General features: G+C 51.6%; 14 protein-coding genes. 5 read left to right on the plus strand and 9 right to left on the minus strand.

Going from position 1 to position 19,734, the window contains the following annotated elements; genetic code table 11:
- The first annotated feature begins 168 nt into the window (after window positions 1-168).
- The gene (locus tag BMX22_RS08705) at window positions 169-1,392 is read left to right on the plus strand and encodes a MarR family transcriptional regulator (protein ID WP_074742087.1); all 1,224 of its coding nucleotides are present in this window, start codon (window positions 169-171) and stop codon (window positions 1,390-1,392) included.
- Between the two features lie 46 nt (window positions 1,393-1,438).
- Here BMX22_RS08705 and BMX22_RS08710 read toward each other — a convergent pair whose 3' ends face one another.
- From BMX22_RS08710 to thrH, 5 genes are all read right to left on the minus strand, one after another.
- Entirely contained in the window at window positions 1,439-1,618 is a 180-nt protein-coding gene (locus tag BMX22_RS08710) for a hypothetical protein (protein WP_074742088.1), read from the minus strand.
- Window positions 1,619-1,634: 16 nt separating this feature from the next.
- Window positions 1,635-2,369: a PspA/IM30 family protein gene (locus BMX22_RS08715; RefSeq protein WP_074742089.1), complete on the minus strand. Its 735-nt coding sequence runs from the start codon at window positions 2,367-2,369 to the stop codon at window positions 1,635-1,637.
- 145 nt (window positions 2,370-2,514) lie between these two features.
- A complete protein-coding gene (locus BMX22_RS08720) occupies window positions 2,515-3,687 on the minus strand; it encodes a GGDEF domain-containing protein (protein ID WP_074742090.1) in 1,173 nt (390 codons plus the stop codon).
- Between the two features lie 42 nt (window positions 3,688-3,729).
- Window positions 3,730-4,824, minus strand: a complete 1,095-nt coding sequence (locus BMX22_RS08725) for a metallophosphoesterase (protein ID WP_074742153.1) — start codon at window positions 4,822-4,824, stop codon at window positions 3,730-3,732.
- Window positions 4,825-4,830: 6 nt separating this feature from the next.
- Complete coding sequence (gene thrH, locus BMX22_RS08730) at window positions 4,831-5,436, minus strand: bifunctional phosphoserine phosphatase/homoserine phosphotransferase ThrH (RefSeq protein WP_074742154.1); 606 nt, start codon at window positions 5,434-5,436, stop codon at window positions 4,831-4,833.
- A gap of 306 nt (window positions 5,437-5,742) precedes the next feature.
- Here thrH and BMX22_RS08735 point away from each other — a divergent pair, with 306 nt between their 5' ends.
- The 4 genes from BMX22_RS08735 to BMX22_RS08750 all read left to right on the plus strand — a co-directional run bounded on the left by BMX22_RS08735 (window position 5,743) and on the right by BMX22_RS08750 (window position 14,564).
- Window positions 5,743-7,941 carry a carbohydrate-binding domain-containing protein gene (locus tag BMX22_RS08735; protein WP_074742091.1) on the plus strand — a complete coding sequence of 733 codons (2,199 nt, stop codon included), beginning with the start codon at window positions 5,743-5,745 and terminating at the stop codon, window positions 7,939-7,941.
- A gap of 394 nt (window positions 7,942-8,335) precedes the next feature.
- Window positions 8,336-11,266, plus strand: a complete 2,931-nt coding sequence (locus BMX22_RS08740; protein ID WP_177173000.1) for a carbohydrate binding domain-containing protein — start codon at window positions 8,336-8,338, stop codon at window positions 11,264-11,266.
- A 286-nt stretch (window positions 11,267-11,552) separates the two neighbouring features.
- The gene (locus BMX22_RS08745) at window positions 11,553-12,857 is read left to right on the plus strand and encodes a S1C family serine protease (RefSeq protein WP_074742093.1); all 1,305 of its coding nucleotides are present in this window, start codon (window positions 11,553-11,555) and stop codon (window positions 12,855-12,857) included.
- A gap of 183 nt (window positions 12,858-13,040) precedes the next feature.
- Window positions 13,041-14,564: a dockerin type I repeat-containing protein gene (locus BMX22_RS08750; protein ID WP_074742094.1), complete on the plus strand. Its 1,524-nt coding sequence runs from the start codon at window positions 13,041-13,043 to the stop codon at window positions 14,562-14,564.
- A 48-nt stretch (window positions 14,565-14,612) separates the two neighbouring features.
- Here BMX22_RS08750 and folD read toward each other — a convergent pair whose 3' ends face one another.
- The 4 genes from folD to BMX22_RS08770 are packed head-to-tail and all read right to left on the minus strand — an operon-like array spanning window position 14,613 to window position 19,596.
- A complete protein-coding gene (folD, locus tag BMX22_RS08755) occupies window positions 14,613-15,470 on the minus strand; it encodes a bifunctional methylenetetrahydrofolate dehydrogenase/methenyltetrahydrofolate cyclohydrolase FolD (RefSeq protein ID WP_074742095.1) in 858 nt (285 codons plus the stop codon).
- A 15-nt stretch (window positions 15,471-15,485) separates the two neighbouring features.
- A complete protein-coding gene (lgt, locus tag BMX22_RS08760; protein WP_074742096.1) occupies window positions 15,486-17,048 on the minus strand; it encodes a prolipoprotein diacylglyceryl transferase in 1,563 nt (520 codons plus the stop codon).
- Window positions 17,045-18,331: an EF-P 5-aminopentanol modification-associated protein YfmH gene (gene yfmH, locus BMX22_RS08765; protein WP_074742097.1), complete on the minus strand. Its 1,287-nt coding sequence runs from the start codon at window positions 18,329-18,331 to the stop codon at window positions 17,045-17,047. Before yfmH ends, lgt begins: the two co-directional genes overlap by 4 nt.
- Window positions 18,331-19,596, minus strand: coding sequence for a M16 family metallopeptidase (locus BMX22_RS08770; protein WP_074742098.1), 1,266 nt, complete (start codon window positions 19,594-19,596; stop codon window positions 18,331-18,333). Before BMX22_RS08770 ends, yfmH begins: the two co-directional genes overlap by 1 nt.
- Window positions 19,597-19,734: the final 138 nt, after the last annotated feature.

The raw sequence follows: 19,734 nt of genomic DNA on the forward strand, positions 1-19,734 counted from the left end.
AAAAAAGGTTTTATTTTTTTTTTATTTGTGTTATACTATATATACGAAAACAAGTATTTCCTTTACTATTGCTAAGCAAAAGGAAAGGAAGGCTGGCCGCGGTGCTGCCGATCGTCCCGTCGGTCTGCCGTTCCGAACTACTATCACTGAAAGAACGGAGTATTAAACATGGAAAAAAGAGGAATCAGCAAGCTTGATCTCAAGAGACGCAACCGTATGCAGATCCTGCGCGTCATCAGAGAATCAGGTCCAATTTCAAGAGTTGACGTGGCAAGCGCTCTCGAAATAACAAGAGCTGCTGTCACAATAATCACCAACGAGATGATCGAAGAGGGTGTTCTCGTTGAGATCGGCGAAGCTCCGATCAATACCGAGAAGCTCCAGAAGGGCAGAAGAAAAATACTCATCGACATCAACGTGAACAGCCGCTTTGCACTCGGCGCTACCGTTGACGAGAAGGAGGTAAGCATCGGCCTTACCAACCTCAATTCCGAGGTGCTCGACAAGTCCAGCATGGTCATTGATGAGAGGACGACCAGCAAGGATATCATCAACTACATAATCAAGGCGAGCAATACCATGATCGAGAACAGCGCCCTCACCAAGGACAAGATACTCGGTCTCGGCGTCGGCGTCGTTCCTTCTATGTGGGGCAAGCTCAAGATATTCTACAAGGACGGTGTGCTCGATTTTACCAACTTCATCGAGAAGCTTTCGAGCAGCCTCGACATCGATATCCACTGCGGAAATGCTATCGGTCTTATGGCTCTCGCCAGCAACGATTTCAGGACCCAGAACGGCTATCAGACAAATACCGCTTTCCTGCATAACGGCAATCAGGTCAACCTCGCTATCGTCAATAAGAACGAGCTCTCAAATGACTATATCTCATACACGTCCATGATCGAGAAATACATCGTCAGCCCCAACGGACGTCCGTATGAGGGCTATCCAAACGGCTCCGTGAAGGCTGAGCTTTCAAGATCGGCAATGCTCTCGGCTTTCTATGATATCTATTCAAAGGACAAGACCCCTGTGCTCTACGAGCTCACCGAGGGGGACAAGTCAAGGATCAATACGGATACCGTGTTCATGGCTCTCATGAGAGGCGAAGAGCCTGTCAAGAACCTTGTTGACGACATCATCGCGAAGTATACCGTGCTGATCAACAATCTGTCTATCAGTCACTTCGCAAAGAAGATCGTTCTTCACAACTATAAGCTCAACGAGAAGCAGTTTGACTACGTTAAGCGCGAGATGATCCGTCTCGTCAGCGAGGACATCGCGGACAGAGTCGTGCTCAGCAAGCTCGACGGAAAGAATAACTTCCTCGGCGGCTGCGCGCTCATCATTCAGGACAACTTCTATACAATGGGCGGTATGCAGAAGTAACACAAAAAATAAAGTGTCGGGTCATTGACCCGACACTTTTTGCATTTCAGACTCCGCAGTCCTCATAGTCCTTCCACTTCTCGAAGTAGAGTTTGTTGCTCCAGCTCTTATACAATATATAAAGTATTGAGCTGACTGCAATGAATATCGCTCCTACGATGGGAAGAAACATATGCAGTACCTTTTTCGGATTTATCTCTTCTTCATTCTTTTTACGTTTACTCATAATTTATCCTCATCCTTTATTCTTCGTTCGTATCCGAGCCTTCAAGAGGTGCTGTTTCGGGGGTTATCTCCTCGGGAGCAGCATTGCCGTTCATCTCGGCTATGAGTCTCTGGAGCTCCTGATCTACTTTTGCTTCATTTTCTATCTGCTGGAATGTCTGCTGGAGGTCGTCCTGCTGAGTGCCCGATATCTCGGCAAATGCGTCAGCCTCGGCTTCCTTCTGCTGCACCTTCTCTTCCATGCGGTTGAGCTTGTCGAAGGCGCTGCTTGCGTCAAAGCCGCCCTGTGCTGCTGCAAGCTGTCTCTTCGTATCAGCCATCTGGGCGCGTGCTATGAGCATCGCCTGACGCGATTTGGCTTCTTCGAGCTTGGATTTCAGCAGCTCTACCTGATCGCCTATAGCGTCTGTCTGTGTGGATATCGACTCGTACATCTGCTTATAGTTCGCAACGTCCTCGTCAGCCTTTACCTTGCGGGAGAGAGCCTGCTTTGCGAGATCCTGCTCGCCGCGTGCGAGGGCTGCTTTTGCCTTGTTTTCCCAGTCAGAGGATACCGACATAGCGTCCTTGTACTTAGTCTCGGCGAGACGCTCGCTCGCCTTCGCCTTTCCGTAGTTCTGAGTAGCCTTGGTAAGCTCCTTCTGCATATCGGCGATTATCTGCTTGACCATTTTCTCGGGGTCTTCAGCTCTGTCGATAAGGTCGTTGATGTTGGACTTGAGCAGGTCGCTCAGTCTTGCGAATACACCCATTTATTCATCCTCCTGTTCACGGTAAAAATAGAGCGGCACGGACTTGACCTGTGCCGCTGATATTATTATAAGATAAAACTTCTGAATTGTCAAGTGCTAAGGCAGCACTCAAAGCTCGCATGACGGCGCTGCCGAAACATGGAACTCAGTGTACGCCGACGGATTTGAGATCGCGCTTCTGTTCGTACATTGATTCGTCGGCACGCTTGAAAACGTCGTTGTAGCTGGTGTCCTTTGAAGCGTCGTAAACAGCAAGTCCGCTTGCTACGACAACTTCGCCGTTTTTCTGGTTTTCTCTGATCTTTTCCCTGAATGCCCGCACAAGTTCCTCGCGGTTTGCGTAATCTTCGCCTTTCAGTATCGCGACAAACTCGTCGCCGCCGACACGGAACACGGGACTATGGTTAAAACTGCGGCAGATAAGGGAGCACCCGCTTTTGATGTATTCGTCGCCTGCTTCGTGGCCTAATGTGTCATTGATTGATTTCAGACCGTTCAGGTCGAAAACAACTATCCCGTATTCGGTCAGCTCGCCGCTCTCGACAGATGTTTCGAGTTCAGCCAGTGCTTCGAGATATGACAGCTTGTTCTTCACTCCTGTCAATCCGTCCTTGTAAGCCTTCTGCTTTGCGAGATCGATCGCCACATTGTGTTCGGCGTCCTTGTCTCTGTATACGAATGTGTGTATCAGACAGGTGCCGAAAAGACAGCCCATGGAATAGAAGGGCATGAGCGGGAAAAGCATCTGTACCGCGATAAAGAAGCACATTATGATGCCCGAAATGCTGATCGTTCGGTAGTGTGATCTGCTGATACCCTTTGAGCGGACTGCCATTATCATGGAATAGACGGATGTGACGAGGAATAGTATCATTTGCAGGAGCAGTCCGATGTATCTTGCGGGGAGCGGCATATATTCGCTGCCTTTCCCGAATGTGAAAACGATCGGGAAAAACAGATTCACAGCCAGAACTATGAACTCGAACAAAAAGATCGCCCAACCGCTCATCACAAGTATCTTGCCGTATCTGCCCTTGCTGCCCGCAAAGGCTACGACGCCTCTTGTCCAGCAAAGGACTGACAATACCATAGAGCCGAAGAACATACAGGTGTCGATATACGTGAGGATCAGCCAGCGCTGTTCGTAGAAAAAGCCCCACATTATGTCCGCTATGAAAAAGGAGATGAGCGCAAAGAGATATTGACGGTATTTCAGGCGTGCTTCGTTTTCACTTGTATTCCTGACCTTCCTCAGAGCTTCGATATTTATGATGACAAGAACGATAAGCGAAATGATCCCTATGCTGGAATAATACATATCATTCCCCCTTGGATTATGTGTTTATCCGCACATTGCAGGCTACACAACGTCTATGACGACTATCTCTGACTTTGTGCCTGTTTTGAACGGGATAGCCCATGCCGATATGCCGCTTGTGACGATGAAATCGGTATTACCGCGTTTTTCGTGACCGTATACACGGTCGTTCGCGCCGATGAGCAGTCCTATCTGTCCCGCGGGGATAAGAGGTCCGCCGTGGGTATGTCCCGAGAGGACGAGGTCGGCTTCCGCATCCGCCTCGGCTGAATAGTCATTGGGCTGGTGGTCGATGACTATATTATACCGCGAGCTGTCGAGGTCTTTCACGAGGTCTGCTATCGGCAGACGCTGCTCGTTCGAGCGGTCGCATCTTCCCGTGACATAGAAGTGCTCGCCTGCGGTGACGGTGCTGTCTGCCAGAAAGGTCACTCCGTTTTCCTTTAGGGCGGATTTTAGGTCATTGGGAGTAAAATCGCGGTAGTTCTCGCCATAGTAGCCGTAATCGTGGTTGCCGAGCGCGAAGTACACACCGTATCTGGTCTCGAGCGAGCCGAGAGCCTCGCACGCGCGGACCATATCGGCTTTTTTTGACTCATCGTCCACGAAGTCGCCCGCTACGATGACCATATCGGGCTCGAGAGCCTGTATACGCTCCATCTGCTCGGCAAATCTTTCGCCGTCGAGGGTGATGCCGAGGTGAGAGTCGGCTATCATGACGATGCGCATATCCTCTCCGATGTTCTTATCGGTGTGCAGCTCGTAATTTGTTATCCATATGTTGTAGTCGAGGTACCAGCCGATGCCGAGGTATACCGCGGTAACAGCAAGAGCTGCGGCACCCGCGAAGTTGCGCTCGGGGCTTTTTCCGCGTATCTTATGTATGACAGCGGCGATAATGTCGCAGACGAGCCATATGATGAAAAGGTGTATCATCACAACGGCAGCAGTCCACGCATTGACGAATGCCCACGCGCCGCATACGACGGCTGCGATGACGAAGGCAAGTGCCCACGCGAGAAAGCTGTGCTTCTCACCGAGTTTCTTAATAAAGCTGAACCTGTGAAAGCCGCAGACGATATATGCTGCGCCTCCGACCGCAAACAGCAGTATTGCGCCGAATATCGCCAGCCACATAGCCAATTACTCTGCGATGACTTCCTTTATTGCCGCGAGGAGCTCGTCATAGCTCTCGAATGCAGGGAACTGAGGGTAGTCCTTCTTTATCTGTTCCGTGCTGCGGAAAAGGAAGCCCGCCTTGCTTGCCTGTATCATGCCGAGGTCGTTGAAGCTGTCGCCGCTTGCTATTGTCTCGTAACCAATTGACTGGAGCGCCTTTACTGTCGTGAGCTTGGACTTCTCGCATCTCATTCTGAAGCCCGTTATCTCGCCGTCGGGAGCTACTTCGAGCGTGTTGCAGAAGATAGTGGGCATTCCGAGCTTCTTCATCAGCGGTGCCGCAAACTGCGTGAAGGTGTCGCTGATGATGATGACCTGACAGAGTGAGCGGAGCTCGTCGAGAAACTCCTTTGCGCCTTCCATAGGCTCTATTTTAGCGATAGTTTCCTGTATCTCCCTGAGTCCGAGACCATGCTCTTTTAGTATGCCGAGACGCCACTTCATAAGCTTGTCGTAGTCGGGCTCGTCGCGGGTGGTCCTCTTCAGCTCGGGGATGCCGCTTGCCTCAGCGAATGCTATCCATATTTCGGGAACGAGTACGCCTTCGAGGTCGAGGCAGGTGATATACATTGACATAGTTGATTCCTCCGTTGGGATAAGTTTTACACCTAATTATACCACATTACATTTAAAATAGCAAGGGGTTTACAACCTCGTATCGGATTTTTGGGAGTTCATGATACGATGACGGGCAAAGCGTGCGGCTTCGTATCGTGCAAAGAAAGCTCATGGCAATTTGTTGACCCGTGTTTTGCCGCGATCATACATTTTATGCCAAATTAAGATTATTTTAAGGATATAGATTTATAATCGGAACCATAGAGAATGATCGTATATATCCGATATACGAAATCAATGATAAGGAGTTTGATCAGAATGAACAATTTGAACGTAAAGAAGCTGCTTGCCGTCCTCTCATCGGCAGCGATGATTGCGGGAAGTACGCCTGCCATGCCCACTATGGCAAAGGCTGCCGATACCGAAACCGTCAGCACTCTCATCGGAGACGTCAACAATGACAACAAGGTAACGGTAGCGGACTCGGTGGCTATCCTCCAGTATATCGCGAACAAGGACAAGTACGACCTCTCGGGGCAGCTCCTGCTGAACGGCGATGTCTACAACCGCGGTGACGGTATCACTGCCCGCGACGCCCTCTCGATACAGCGTCTCGACGCGAAGATGATATCCTCACTTCCCGAATCGGTGATGGAAACTTCTTCAACCACATCGACGGGCACGACGGTGACAACAACTGCCTCTACCACATCGACTGGCACGACGATGACGACAACTGCCTCTACCACGGCGACTGCTGAGGTTACATCCACTACTACCACCGAAACAGACATTCCCATACCTCCCGCCGAGCAGCCGTCGGATCTGACTATAACCCTTGACGGTACTAAAATCTCGACCAATGCCCCCGAGGACACTGCCACCGTCAATAATGGCGTGCTCACGATAAAAAAGCCGTCTGTTTTCGCAGTTACGGGCGAGGGCATGGACACACAGATAATCGTCGATGTCGACAAGTCTGCTTATCCCGATGCCGTTGTTGAGCTCGACCTCAAGGGCATGAGCCTCACAAACTCTGCTACAGCGCCTGTCTTTGTCAATTCCATCGGCGACGAGGTGCAGATAGTTGCCAAGGCAGGCACGGAGAACATTATCTCCGACGGCACGACTCACTCACAGACCTACACCGACAGCGATGGACAGTCCAACACCGTTGAGGGTGCTATCTTCTCGCGCGACGACATCAAGTTCAAGGGCAAGGGCAGCCTCACGGTAAACGGAAATCAGGATGATGCTATCGTCTGCAAGAACGATATCAAGATATATAACGGCAATATCACTGTCAATGCACAGGACGACGGTATCCGCGGCAAGGACAGCGTGACTATCGGCGATTCTGTGAAGTCTGACGGCTCTGCTGCGGATAACTCGAACCTCAAGCTCACTGTCAAAACAAAGGCGGGCGACGGTATCAAGTCCACAGCGACAGATACCGAGTCTGACAAGTCATGCGGCGTGGTTACCATAAACGGCGGAGAGATAAACATCAACTCCTTTGGCGACGGTATACAGGGTGAACAGGACGTTGTTATCAACGACGGTACCCTCAATATCACTACTTCGGGTTCGGGAAATGATTCTTCAAAGGGTATAAAGTCGGTCGGTCTGTATGACGCGGCGGGAACTACCCTTCAGAGCGGCGGTACACTCACAGTGAACGGCGGTCTTATAACGGTAAACTCCAAGGATGACTGTCTCCACTGCGGCGGCGACGCTGTGCTCAATGCAGGCAGGCTGAAACTTACTACCGAAGATGACGCGGTACATTCAGATGCTTCCCTCTATATCGGCGGAAAGGAAGCAGGGAATGACTACAAGAGCCTTGAGGTCTATGTGACAGCCTGCTACGAAGGCATGGAAGCGGTATACATCTATCAGAACAACGGCAATATCTACATCGTCTCAAAAGATGACGGCTATAATGCTGCCGGTGGAGCGGATTCCTCGGGCGGCGGCAACAATACAGGCTTCAGTCAGGGCGGACGTCCGGGCGGCGGTTTCCCGGGAGGAATGAGCAGCACTTACGGTGAGATGTACCTCAACGGCGGCATCGTTTCCGTAAACACCTCTTTCCAGGACGCTGACGGCTTCGATTCCAACGGCAATATCGTCTTCAACGGCGGATACTACTTCGGAAACGGCGGAGACTCCTTCGACTGCGGCGACGGCGGCTACTCTATCACACGTAAGGGCGGATATGCTTTCGGCGGGCTTGGAATGAACGGCGGAAACGGTTACGATACTTCCACTCAGATGGTTTTTGCCACAAGCGACGGAACTGTCCTTGCTTCAAGTATGTCGGGCTCGAGGATGACCTATGCATACGGCGATTCCAATGTAGTTGCCTACTCGGGCGCACAGGTAACGGGCGGAGAGAACATCTCTACACTCGGGCAGCCTTCGGTTTATGTCTCGGGCAAGGTTTCCGGCGGTACAGCAAAGACCCTCGGACAGAGCTCGTCGGGCGGCGGCAATCCGTGGAACCCGTGGGGCTGATTTCTGAAGCATAACATGATAACTTCTCCATAGTTTCTCCAATACAACCTAAGCAAAAGTCCCTGATACAGGGGCTTTTGCTGTTTTTGTCTGTATGCTCGGAAAGTTGTACATACCAATTTTTGATGCGTGTAAGTACAACTGACCAAAAATTGTGAGCGAAAATGACGAGTTTTAGCGATTTGTGGGATGAATTTGCATTTTATCCACTGTAATCTGCGGGTGAAATAGCAAAAATTGACTGATACAAAATTAATCAGCAAGAAATGACTTGAATTGTTCACAAAAATGTAATAAAATATACACAGAAGGTGCGGAGGGAAGGGACACAGAGATGAGCTCTGCGCCCTGCGCGGTAAAAATTCTGTCATTATTATAGAAAGGAATGATACGCATGAGATTAAATGGTATCAAGCGCTTTGCAAGCAGCGTTCTCGCGGGTCTCGTTTGTTTGTCGTCCGTCAGCGTAGGCGGTTTGATGAGCGCACGTGCTGATAAGGTACTCCAGACAAGCCCGAGCCATACTCAGGATACGGGTACCTATAACGGCTACCACCACGAGATTTGGCAGGCTGATACGCCGAATTCGTCAACAATGACTCTTTATGATAACGGAGGCGGCTTCGGAACGAGCTGGAAGTGCGGTCCTAACGGTTCTAAAGGTAACTTCCTCGCTCGCCGCGGACTCTTCTACGGACTTAACAACCCCAAGCACTGGCAGGATTACGGCGGATTTACCTGCGATTTCGATTGCAGCTGGTCGGCAGGTTCTTCGGGTAACTCACGTATCTGTATCTACGGCTGGACTCAGAATCCTCTCGTTGAGTTCTACATCATCGAGGACTGGAAAAACTGGCGTCCGACTTCAAACAACGCTAAGCAGGTAACTATCGACGGCAGCGTTTACGATGTATTCACAAACCCCATGAATTCCTACACTATCGAGGGAAACAAGGCTTTCACACAGTACATCAGCGTTCGCCGCGATACAAGAACAAAGGGTACTATCAGCATTTCCAAGCACTTCGAGGCTTGGGAGTCCCTCGGCATGAAGATGGGCGGTCTCTATGAGGTTGCCTTCAACGTTGAGGGCTGGGAGAGCGACGGTCAGGCTGACGTCAAGACACTCAGCATCACAGAGACTATCCCCCCCGACCACGATGACCCCGTTGATCCTCCCAAGGCTGACGCGAACGGTGACTTCATCACCGAGAACTTTGACTCGGGTAAGGGCGACTTTACTGCAAGAGGCGACAATACTGTCGTTTCGATAGACAGCAAGAACTATTACGACGGCAAGAGCTCTCTCAAGATAAGTGACCGCGGCGATAACTGGCACGGCGGCTCGATATCTGTCAGCTCTTCACAGCTTGCTCCCGGTGAGACCTACAGCATCAGCGCAGCAGGCCTCCAGCAGAGCGGTTCTGCTACAGAACTTAAGCTCACACTCGAGTACACCGTAGGCGGCACTCAGGACTGGATGGATATCGCTTCCGAGACAGCCAAGAGCGGTGAATGGACAAAGCTCGAGAATACAGCATTTACGATACCTTCAGGTGCTACGGGAATGTCTATATATATCGAAGCTCCCGAAAGCCTTACGGACCTCTGGCTCGATTCCTTCCAGGTCTCCGAGAAAGGCAAGGCTTCTTCCGTAAAGACAGGCGGCGGTACAGTTGAGGGCAGCGCTGCTGTTACAACAACTACGACTACTGCTCCTCAGACAACAACAACTACTACAACTACTACCGTGACCGAGGAAGTTACAACAACTACTACTGCGGAACCTGAGCAGCCCACTACTGCAAAGAAGGCGGATACGGCTTACGGCGACGCTAACAAGGATAACAAGGTCTCGGTTGCTGACTCGGTAGCTATCCTTCAGTATGTTGCTAACAAGGATAAGTATGACCTCGACGCTACAGCTCTTGACAACGCTGACGTTTACAACAGAGGCGACGGCGTTACTGCAAGAGATGCGCTCTCTATCCAGCAGCTTGATGCCGGCATTATCCACGCACTCCCCGAGAGCTATATGAAAGGCTACGAGGAGAAAACAGAGCAGCCGACAACAACTACTACAACCACCACCACCACAACAACAACTACTACTACAACTACCACCACTACTACTGCCGAGGTGACTACTACAACTACTACTGCTCCCGCTATAAAGGCTGTTACCGATTCTTTCGATAACGGTGCAGGCAGCTGGGAGGCAAGAGGCGATGCTGCTCTCTCTGCTGAAAGTGACCACTACTACTCGGGCAGCAAGTCCGTTAAGGTATCCGGAAGAACTAAGGAGTGGAACGGTCTCGGCTACACTCTTGGAAGCGATTTCAAGGCAGGCGAGACATACAGCTTCTCCGCAGCAGTTATGCAGCCCACAAGCTCCGCTCAGGAGATGAAGCTCCAGCTTCAGTATAAGGACGCTTCAGGCACTACAAGCTACGACAACATCGCTAAGGCTGCCGTTGACTCAAAGACTTGGACAAAGCTTGAGAATACAGCTTACACTATCCCCGCAGGTGCTACAGAACTCGTGTTTTACATCGAGTCTACCGAGGGTACGTTCGACTTCTACGTTGACGACGTTCAGCTTGCTGCTGAGGGCACAAAGTCCTCCGTTACCACAGGCAGCGGTACTGTCGGCGAGATAAAGGAGCCCGAGATCCACGGTCAGGGCGACATCTCATGGATAGACCCCAGCAAGCCTATGGTGGCTATAAGCTTCGATGACGGTACAAGAGATGCTACACAGGAGAGAAGGATAATCGACGCTCTTAACAAGAACGGTTTCCACGCTACTTTCTTCTATGTCGGCAACTGGATCACAAGCCCCGATACCGTAAAATACGCTTTCGAGAGCGGTCACGAGATCGCAAACCATACAACAACACATCCCTACCTGACACAGATCTCTGCTAACGAGATCCGCAGCGAGTTCGACCAGACACACGCTAAGCTCAAGAGCATAATCGGCACAGAGCCTTCCAAGCTCATGAGACTTCCCTACCTCCAGTCGAATGCTACGGTTCAGCAGACACTTTACGATGTACCGCTCATAAGCTGCGCTATCGACACAGGCGACTGGAACGGTGCTTCAAAGGATCAGATAGTCAACAAGCTGCAGGGTGCTATGAACGATGGCAGCCTCAGAAATGCTATCGTTCTCTGCCACGAGAACTACAGCACAACAGCAAGCGCTATGGAAGAGTTCCTCCCTGTTCTTAAAGCCAAGGGCTGGCAGGTAGTTACTATCTCCGAGATGTATGCTGTAAACGGCAAGGAGCTCAAGGGTGGACAGGTCCACACTCGCTGCTGAGCCACATTGATCAACGCTATTCACACATTCTGATTATCCCCAAATTTCCCTGAAAAAACAGTCGGTTTTAGCCGGCTGTTTTTTCGTTGTGAAAGTATAATGCTGCTCCGTTTAACACAACTATCACATTATGTCACAAACTTGACGTTAAAGTGAAAATAATTACACCTAATCTTTCACAAAATTATACATACGCTCCAAATTCTTTTCACACACGAACTTTATAATAAGCTCAAGAGGTCAGGGAAAAGCCCCTGACAAATAACTGAAAAGGAAAGTGAACAGTATGAATGAATATAATTACAACAGCTTCGAGAACAGAACAGGTTTTGCTACAGACGGAGGCTCTCCCAAGAAGCCTAAGAAGCATACAGCTCTGAAAATTACTGCTTTTGCTATGTCAATGGCTCTCGTTTCTGCGGGCTCTATTGGCATCTACAGCGAGATAGATGCAATGAGAGACCGCAGTAAGGCTGCTGCTGTTGAGCAGATAGACAAGTCGGCTGAAGATGTCGCTGAGGAAGCCGACCTCATTCTTCAGAACGTTGGTCTCATTAACAGCGAGGAGAAGGGCGGCAAGGTCATGGAGACCGAGGATATCGTCGATAAGCTGCTTCCCTCTGTTGTGGGGATCGAGTCAAAGTTTACTGTGACGGGGATGAGCAATAACAACGGCTTCTTTTTCGGATTCGGCGGCAGCAGCCAGCCTTCTGAGTACAAAGCTACCGGTACAGGTACGGGTGTTGTCCTTACAGAGGACGGATATATCGTCACTAATGCGCACGTTATCTACGACAGCGAGAACGGAGGCGGCAAGGCTGATAGCGTGTCGGTCATCCTCGACGACGATGAAAGCTATGACGCTGAGATAATCGGCTACGATACGGACTGCGACATCGCTGTGCTCAAGATAGAAGCAAAGGGCCTCACAGCCGCAGAGTTTGGAGACAGCGACAGCCTCAGACTCGGTGAGTCGGTCATCGCTATCGGTAATCCGCTCGGCTTCGACCTCAAGGATACCGTTACAGGCGGTATGATCTCGGGCCTTGACCGCAATATCACGATAAACGACAAGGCTATGACACTTATCCAGACTGACGCCGCGATAAACAGCGGCAACTCCGGCGGTCCGCTCATCAACAAGTACGGTCAGGTCATCGGTATCAATTCCTCCAAGATGTCGAGCAGCTGGGGCTCGAACGAGGCTTCTATCGAGGGTATCGGCTTTGCTATCCCGTCAAATGAGGTCTCGGACATAGTTGATGATATCATGGAGTATGGCTACGTTACAGGCAAGCCTCAGCTCGGTATAAGCTGTCAGGATGTTACACAGTCTATCTCGCAGATGTATGATATGCCTGTGGGCGTGTACGTTATCTCGGTCACCGAGGACAGCGCTGCTGATAAAGCAGGCTTGCAGAAGGGCGACATCATTACCGCTATCGACGGCGATGAGGTCACGACCACCGAGGAGCTCAACGCCAAGAAGAACAAGCACAGCGCGGGCGACAAGGTCGAGCTGACTATCTCGAGAGACGGCAAGGAGGAGAAGGTCACCGTAACTCTCGATGAGATGTCGAACAGGGAATAACAACTCGGTTCCTTCATTTTGATAAAAAGCAGGTGCTCGCGGGAGTACCTGCTTTCGTTTTGATATCAGCTCTGCAATATAATCGCTTTTTAGTCTCTTCATATTGCTATTTTCAGGCATTTGTGATATAATGTGATAAGTGGGGAGCTCCCCACAGATCATGACAGTAGGAGGGTAAACACTATGAAGCGGTTTTTTTCACATCTTACTACAGCTCTGACCTCGGCGGCTATGCTCGCAGGCTTGCTGACGGGTCTGCCCGCAGATGCGGCAGAGGCTGATACTCCCGAGATAACGGGTTATGCGTCTGTGACGGTAAACGTTTACGACAGCTCGACCGACAAGCTCTTTGATTCCGATGAAGTACTGGTGCATTTCTGTGCCGCTACCGAGGAAGAGCTGGAAAACGGCGTTTCCGTGGGGCTCGACGGCTGGAAAGTCACCGAGAGCAATCCCCGCGTAAGAGATAAGGTGCCTGTCAGTCCCGACTGGCGGTACTTTTTCGAGCTCTCCTGGAACAGCTATGCGCAGTATTATTACACTATTCAAGATATAGAGTGGGACTTCCCGTTCACGCTCGAAAATGACGAGGAGAAGGTCGTTGACCTATACCTCAAAAGAAACTACAGGGCAGGCGTATTCAACAGCTTCTTCGTCTACCTCGGCAGGGACAAGGACGGTCAGGCGGAGTTCATGCAGTTCTTTCCCGCGGGGGACGACTCTGACGCTCCGCTGCGCAGGAAGCAGCTGACCTACCGCGGCGAGCTCGGTGAGGACACACAGTACGGTGATATGTTCGAGACCGACGAGGAGGTCGTGACTACCGGTGCAGTCGACGGTCAGTACCTCGAGCCTCTCGGTAACCTCAAAAAGACCGGCAATATCGCCGATAAATTTGAAAAGTCAACATTCCGCGTGCTGAGCTTCAAGACGAAAACAGGCTTGGAACCGTCCCGCGATACGCTCACGCTGTCCCTGACGAGCGGCGATGACGACTATTCCACATATTCGATAAGGCTCAAAGACCTTGAGCTCCCGTTCAGTTTCGACAACATCAGACAGAATGATACTGTCGAGCTCTACCATATCGGCTCGACACTTATGCTTCCCGCAAGTCAGTATGTTCATGAGCCGCAGTTCATGGGCGACCTCAACAATGACAGGCTGCTCACGGTGGCGGACGTGGTGCTCATGCAGAAGTGGCTGCTCGGCTCGGATGACGTTAAGATGTGGGACTGGTCGGCGGTAGACTACGACAAGGACGGAGTGCTCGATGTGTATGACCTCTGCCTGATGAGGCAGGCGCTGATAGCTGAGCTCAGCGTACCGCGCGCGACTATGGCGGTACACGTCACCTACGGTGGCTACGGTATCGCGGGGCAGGACCTCGGACACGGAGAGTTCGACATGGTCTATACCGTCCGTAAAGGTGACTGGTACGTGGAGCTTTACAACGGTGAATGGCTCAGAAACGAGAAATACTTAGGCAACGGCAATTCGACTATCATCAGGATAACCGACGTCACAGACGAGGGTGTGACCTTTGTTTCAGCTGATACCGAAGCATTAAGGTCGGAGCACGCAGAGAAGGAATACTTCCTCAAATTCGGAGAGGAGCAGCATTTCTATACGATGAACCCCGTTTGTGACGGTACGAACTACGACTACGATGTGACGTTTACGGAATTCCTTGCACCGATAGGGTAAAAAAACAGCGCTGAGGGCAATTGCCTTCAGCGCTTATTTTGGTGGATCTTATTCGATACCTGCCTGCTGCTTGGCAGCTGTGAGGGTGTTCTTCATGAGCATTGCAATGGTCATTGGTCCTACGCCTCCGGGCACAGGTGTGATATATCCTGCCCTCTTCTCCGCAGACTCGAAGTCTACATCTCCGCAGAGCTTGCCGTTTTCGTCGCGGTCCATGCCGACGTCGATAACTACTGCGCCCTCTTTTATCATATCGCCTGTCACGAACTTGGCGCGTCCGATTGCGACTACGAGTATGTCGGCTCCGAGGCATATCTCCTTGAGGTTTTTGGTCTTGGAGTGGCAGATTGTGACTGTGCCGTTCTTCTGGAGAAGAAGCATTGCCTGCGGCTTGCCTACGATGTTGCTCCTGCCGATGACTACGCACTGCTTGCCTGTGATATCAACGCCCGTGCTCTCAATGAGGCGCATAACGCCCGCAGGTGTGCAGGGGAGGAAGGAATACTCGCCTATCATTATCCTGCCCACGTTCTCAGGGTGGAATGCGTCAACGTCCTTGGCGGGTGAGATAGCATTTATGACCGCCTTTTCGTCGATGTGCTTGGGCAGCGGGAGCTGTACAAGTATGCCGTTTACGCGGTCGTCGCGGTTGAGGACGTTCACGAGGTCGAGGAGCTGCTCCTGTGTGGTGTTTTCGTCGAGCGCGTACTCAAACGACTGGAAGCCTACTGCTTCGCAAGCCTTCTTTTTATTGTTGACATATACGCGTGAAGCGGGGTCATTTCCTACGATCACTACAGCGAGTCCTACCTTCAAGCCGTTGGTTTCCTTGAGCTTTGCAGTCTCCTCTGCGACCTCAGCCTTTACGCTTGCGGATACTGCTTTTCCGTCGATTATCTGTGCCATATGTATAAGTCCTCCTTATTTTTTCTTGTGCTTTTTCTTCTTGTTGTGACCGCCCTTGCCTGAGCCGCCCGAAAGGCGTTCGTCGTGCTTTTCGGCGAGCTCCTCGTACTTGTCGGCTGCCTCATCAGCGGTTTTCTCAGCCTTGTCAGCGGCTGTATCGGCTGCTTCCTTTACCTCGTAGGCTGCTGTTTCAGCGGTGTCCTCAGCCTTGTCCTTTACGGCTTCGGCTGCCTTTTCTGCCTTTTCCTCAGCGGTTTCCTTGATTCCCTCAGCCTTATCCTCAACAGCCTCGGCAGCTTCTTCGGCTTTGTCCTTGACAGCCTCGGTGACTTCCTCAGCCTTTTCCTTTACGGCTTCGACCGCCTCTTCTGCTTTCTCCTCGGCAGCCTCGGCGGCGTCCTCGGCTTTTTCCTTGGCGGCGCTGAGCTTCTTTTCGGCTTCCTCGAAGAATTCGTCGTCGTCATCCTCGTCAGGGAGGATGCCTATCTCGTCATCGTCGTCTTCGTCGGGAAGAATGCCTATCTCGTCGTCATCGTCGGAGAGCTCGCCTATCTCGTCGCTTCCGCCCATCATCGCGTCTGCGCCCTTGATGCCCATTGCCTTGCGGCGGGATTCCTCAATGAGCATACGTGACTCTTCGGTGTTCGCGTAGAGAACGAAGCTTTCGGGGTCGCGCTTGGTGCGGAAGAACATTACTATCTGGAGTACCACGGAAACTATGAATATGATCGCGGAGAGAGCCTGTGATACGCGGATATTTCCTATCATGAGGCTGTCTGTGCGCAGACCCTCAACGAAGAATCTTTCAAATCCGTACCATGCCATGTACATGAGCAGTATCTGACCGTCATAGCGCCTTCTCTTGGAGAGGAAAGCGAGTATCACAAAGCCGAGTATGCACCATACCGATTCGTAGAGGAAGCAGGGGTGTACCGCCTTCTCCCACATCATCTCGGGATTGCCGTTGTTGTACATTTCGCCGCCTATCTGTACGGCGTTGTTTATCGTGCGCTGGATAGTTCCGCCCGTCATGCCGAAGAAGAAGTCGGTATTGGTACCGAATGCTTCCTGATTCACGAAGTTGCCCCAGCGTCCGACGCCCTGACCGATGAGAAGTCCGAGCACTGTCACATCGAGCATGGGGAGTATCCTTACCTTGCGTATCTTACAGATGATGAAGCCGACCAGGATAGCTCCGAGGATGCCGCCGTAGATAGCAAGTCCGCCCTTGCGTGTGTTTATCACGGCTTTGAATGTCTCGCCGAACGAGCCTTTGCTGTACTCGTCCCACTTCATTGCGACGTAGTACAGGCGCGCTCCCACGATACCGCCGAGAACTCCGCCGATAACTGCGTCGACGGCTCTGTCGGAGTCTATTCCGAAGCGCTTCATTCTCGGGAATACATACAGTATCGCGAGGATCAGTCCGAGGGTGATGATTATGCCGTACCACTGGATATCGAGTCCGAAAACGGTGAAGGCTGTCGGGTCAATGGTGACGCCGAAGCCGAGGTTCGGGAATTCGATCCTGTGCGGGTCGAGCATCTGTGCGAAAATGGTTGTTGCAGCGTTGATCATGGTGAACCACCGTCCTTTTCTATTACTGACAGAACGATCCTGTCGCTCCGCAGCTCATTCTTTATAAAGCTGTTGATATCTTCCGCTGTCAGGGTCGGGAAGATATCTATAGCGTCGTATGGAGCAATGTCCTCCATATGGCTGTTTATCATCAGGTTAGCGACTGCGTCGACGTTGTTCAGCTCGCGTATGAGCAAGCCGTAGGTCGAGCGTTTCAGCCTTCGGAATATCTTTTCATCCACGCCCTCCCGCGAGATGCGTTCTACCTCGCTCAGAAGAGCCTCGCGCACCTTTTCGGGCGCGTCGGATTCTCCGCTGAATATCACCGAGAAGTAGCCGCCGCCGCAGAACACCTCGGCTCCGAACGTGGAGTTGATGAGCTCGCTCTCGAGGAGCCTGATATACATATCAGTGGAGGCGTCCGTCAGGATGGCAGCAGCAAATGTCGCCTTGAGCGATTTTATCAGCCGCTCCTTTCCCGAGCAGGGCTTGCACTTGTAGCCGATGTGGAATATTGTCGTGCCGATGTGCTGCTTCTCGCGTATCTCAGACTGAACCACGGTGTCGGGCTCGTCGGGGAATACTGTTTCAAGTCCCTTGTCCTCGCTCGGCTTGAGCATTTCGTCGCAGACTGCAAGGACTTCGTCGGCGCTGACGTTTCCCGCTATGGATAGCACCATATTATTGAGGTCGTAAAAGGCGTTGTAACACTTGTAGAGCAGGGGAGCGTCTATCCGTGCTATGCTCTCCTTTGTTCCCGCAATGTCAATGCGGACAGGGTGGGCATGGTACATACATTTGAGCATATTGAAGAAAACGCGCCATTCGGGATTGTCGTTGGTCATCTGTATCTCCTGACCGATGATACCCATTTCCTTGTCGACATTTTCTTTCGTGAAGTACGGCTTCTGCACGAAATCGAGCAGTATCCGCAGATTGTCTGTATAGTTGTTAGAACAGCCGAAGAGATAGCAGGTCTTGTCGAAGGAAGTGAATGCGTTGCCCGAAGCTCCCGTTTTTGCATAGAGCTCGAAAACTCCGCAGTCCTCATTCTCGAACAGCTTGTGCTCGAGGAAGTGGGCTATTCCCTCGGGGACAGTGGTATAGCCCTCGTCCGCTCTCGTCCTGAACATCGTATTTATCGAGCCGTATTTCGTGCCGAAGAGCGCTTCGACGGTGCTGAATCCCTTCATCTCGCAGATGTAGATGTTGAGGCCGCTCGGATGCTTGACGTGTATGCAGCTGTCGCCTGTGACCTTGCTGGTGAGGATATTCTTTTCCATTATTCGTTATCCTCCCTGCAAAGCATATAGTAGCGCGTGTCGAGATTCAGCGACTTTGCGGCTTCGATGACGCGTTCGCGAGTGACTGCACGATAGCGGGCAGCCTGCTGCTGCGGGTCGACTTTGATGCCCTCGCAGAAGCGCTCGAAGTACCATGATGAGTACGATGAGGGGGTATCTCCGACCGCCGCGAGCGCGTTCTCTATCGAGAGCATTGCGCTTTCAAGCTCTGTTTCGGTGATATTGCCGTTCTTTATCTCGTCGAGCTGATGGAGTATCTCCTGCTCGGCTGCTTCGATGTTGACCTTTTCTACGCCCGAGTCAACAGTCAGCGTGTTCTTGGAGCTGATGTACCTGCACGAGCAGTAGTAGCACAGGCTGAGCTTCTCCCTGACGTTGACGAAGAGCTTCGATACGGGCGTCTCGCCGAGCACGGCGCTCAGTATGCGAAGGGCGTATATATCGTCAGATTCGCTTTTGAAGGTGAGTACGGTCTTGCACTGGAGGACGTCCATTTTCTCTGTGACAGTTGCGGGCTCGGACTTGACATGGCTGATCGTTCTGAATGTACATTGGCGCGGGTGACGCTCTATCGCGGCAAATTCGCGGCGGAACATCTCTGCGGCTCGCTCGTCGGCGCAGGGGGCAACGTAGTATATCTCGACCTGAGCCGTGCTTAGTACCCGCTGATACGCGGCATAGGCTTCCGCGGCGGTGACGGCTTCGGCAGATCCACGCGTTCCGTAGCATGAGCACTCGGCGGGTTCGCCTTTGAAGGCTGTCTCGGCGGCACGGGCAAGCGCAAAGCTGCGCTTGTTGTTCATTTCAGCGTCGATACGGTCGAGCAGGTCGTTCTTCGTGATCCTGAAGGGCGTGGCGTCGAATCCGCCGTCCTGCACGTTCGGGGAGAAGAGACAGTCCCGCACGAGACCGAGCATTTCGCCCTCGATGTCCTCGCCGTCGAGCGAGTATCTGTTGCATATCCACGAGGCAGACAGACCGAGTATCTGTATATCGCCGCGCTTGCGGGTGAATGTCCCGAGGGCAGAGCCGTACAGAGACGATAGCCGCTCGTTGAGCTCGGCGACCGAGCGAAGCTTGCTGTTCGAGGCTGACAGCGCGCCTATCCCGAGGGAATTTGCGGCTGCCTCCGCAGGTTCGAGGCGTGTCGCGAACCTCACGTATACAGAGCAGGTCTTGAACTTCTCATCGGTTATGGATGTGAAGCCTATGTTCTCGCCGAGCTCTGTCCGTTTGTATTCCATTATGGCAAACACTCCTAATTTTATTTGATACATCAAAAAAATAAATACATATTTATTATAACACACCTGCGAAAAAAATACCATAGTTTTTTAAAAAAACTTTCCTGTCCGTACAAATTATTACCGCGCAATAAAAAA

The organism is Ruminococcus sp. YRD2003 (genome assembly GCA_900109435.1).
Taxonomy (GTDB): Bacteria; Bacillota; Clostridia; order Oscillospirales; family Ruminococcaceae; genus Ruminococcus; species Ruminococcus flavefaciens_G.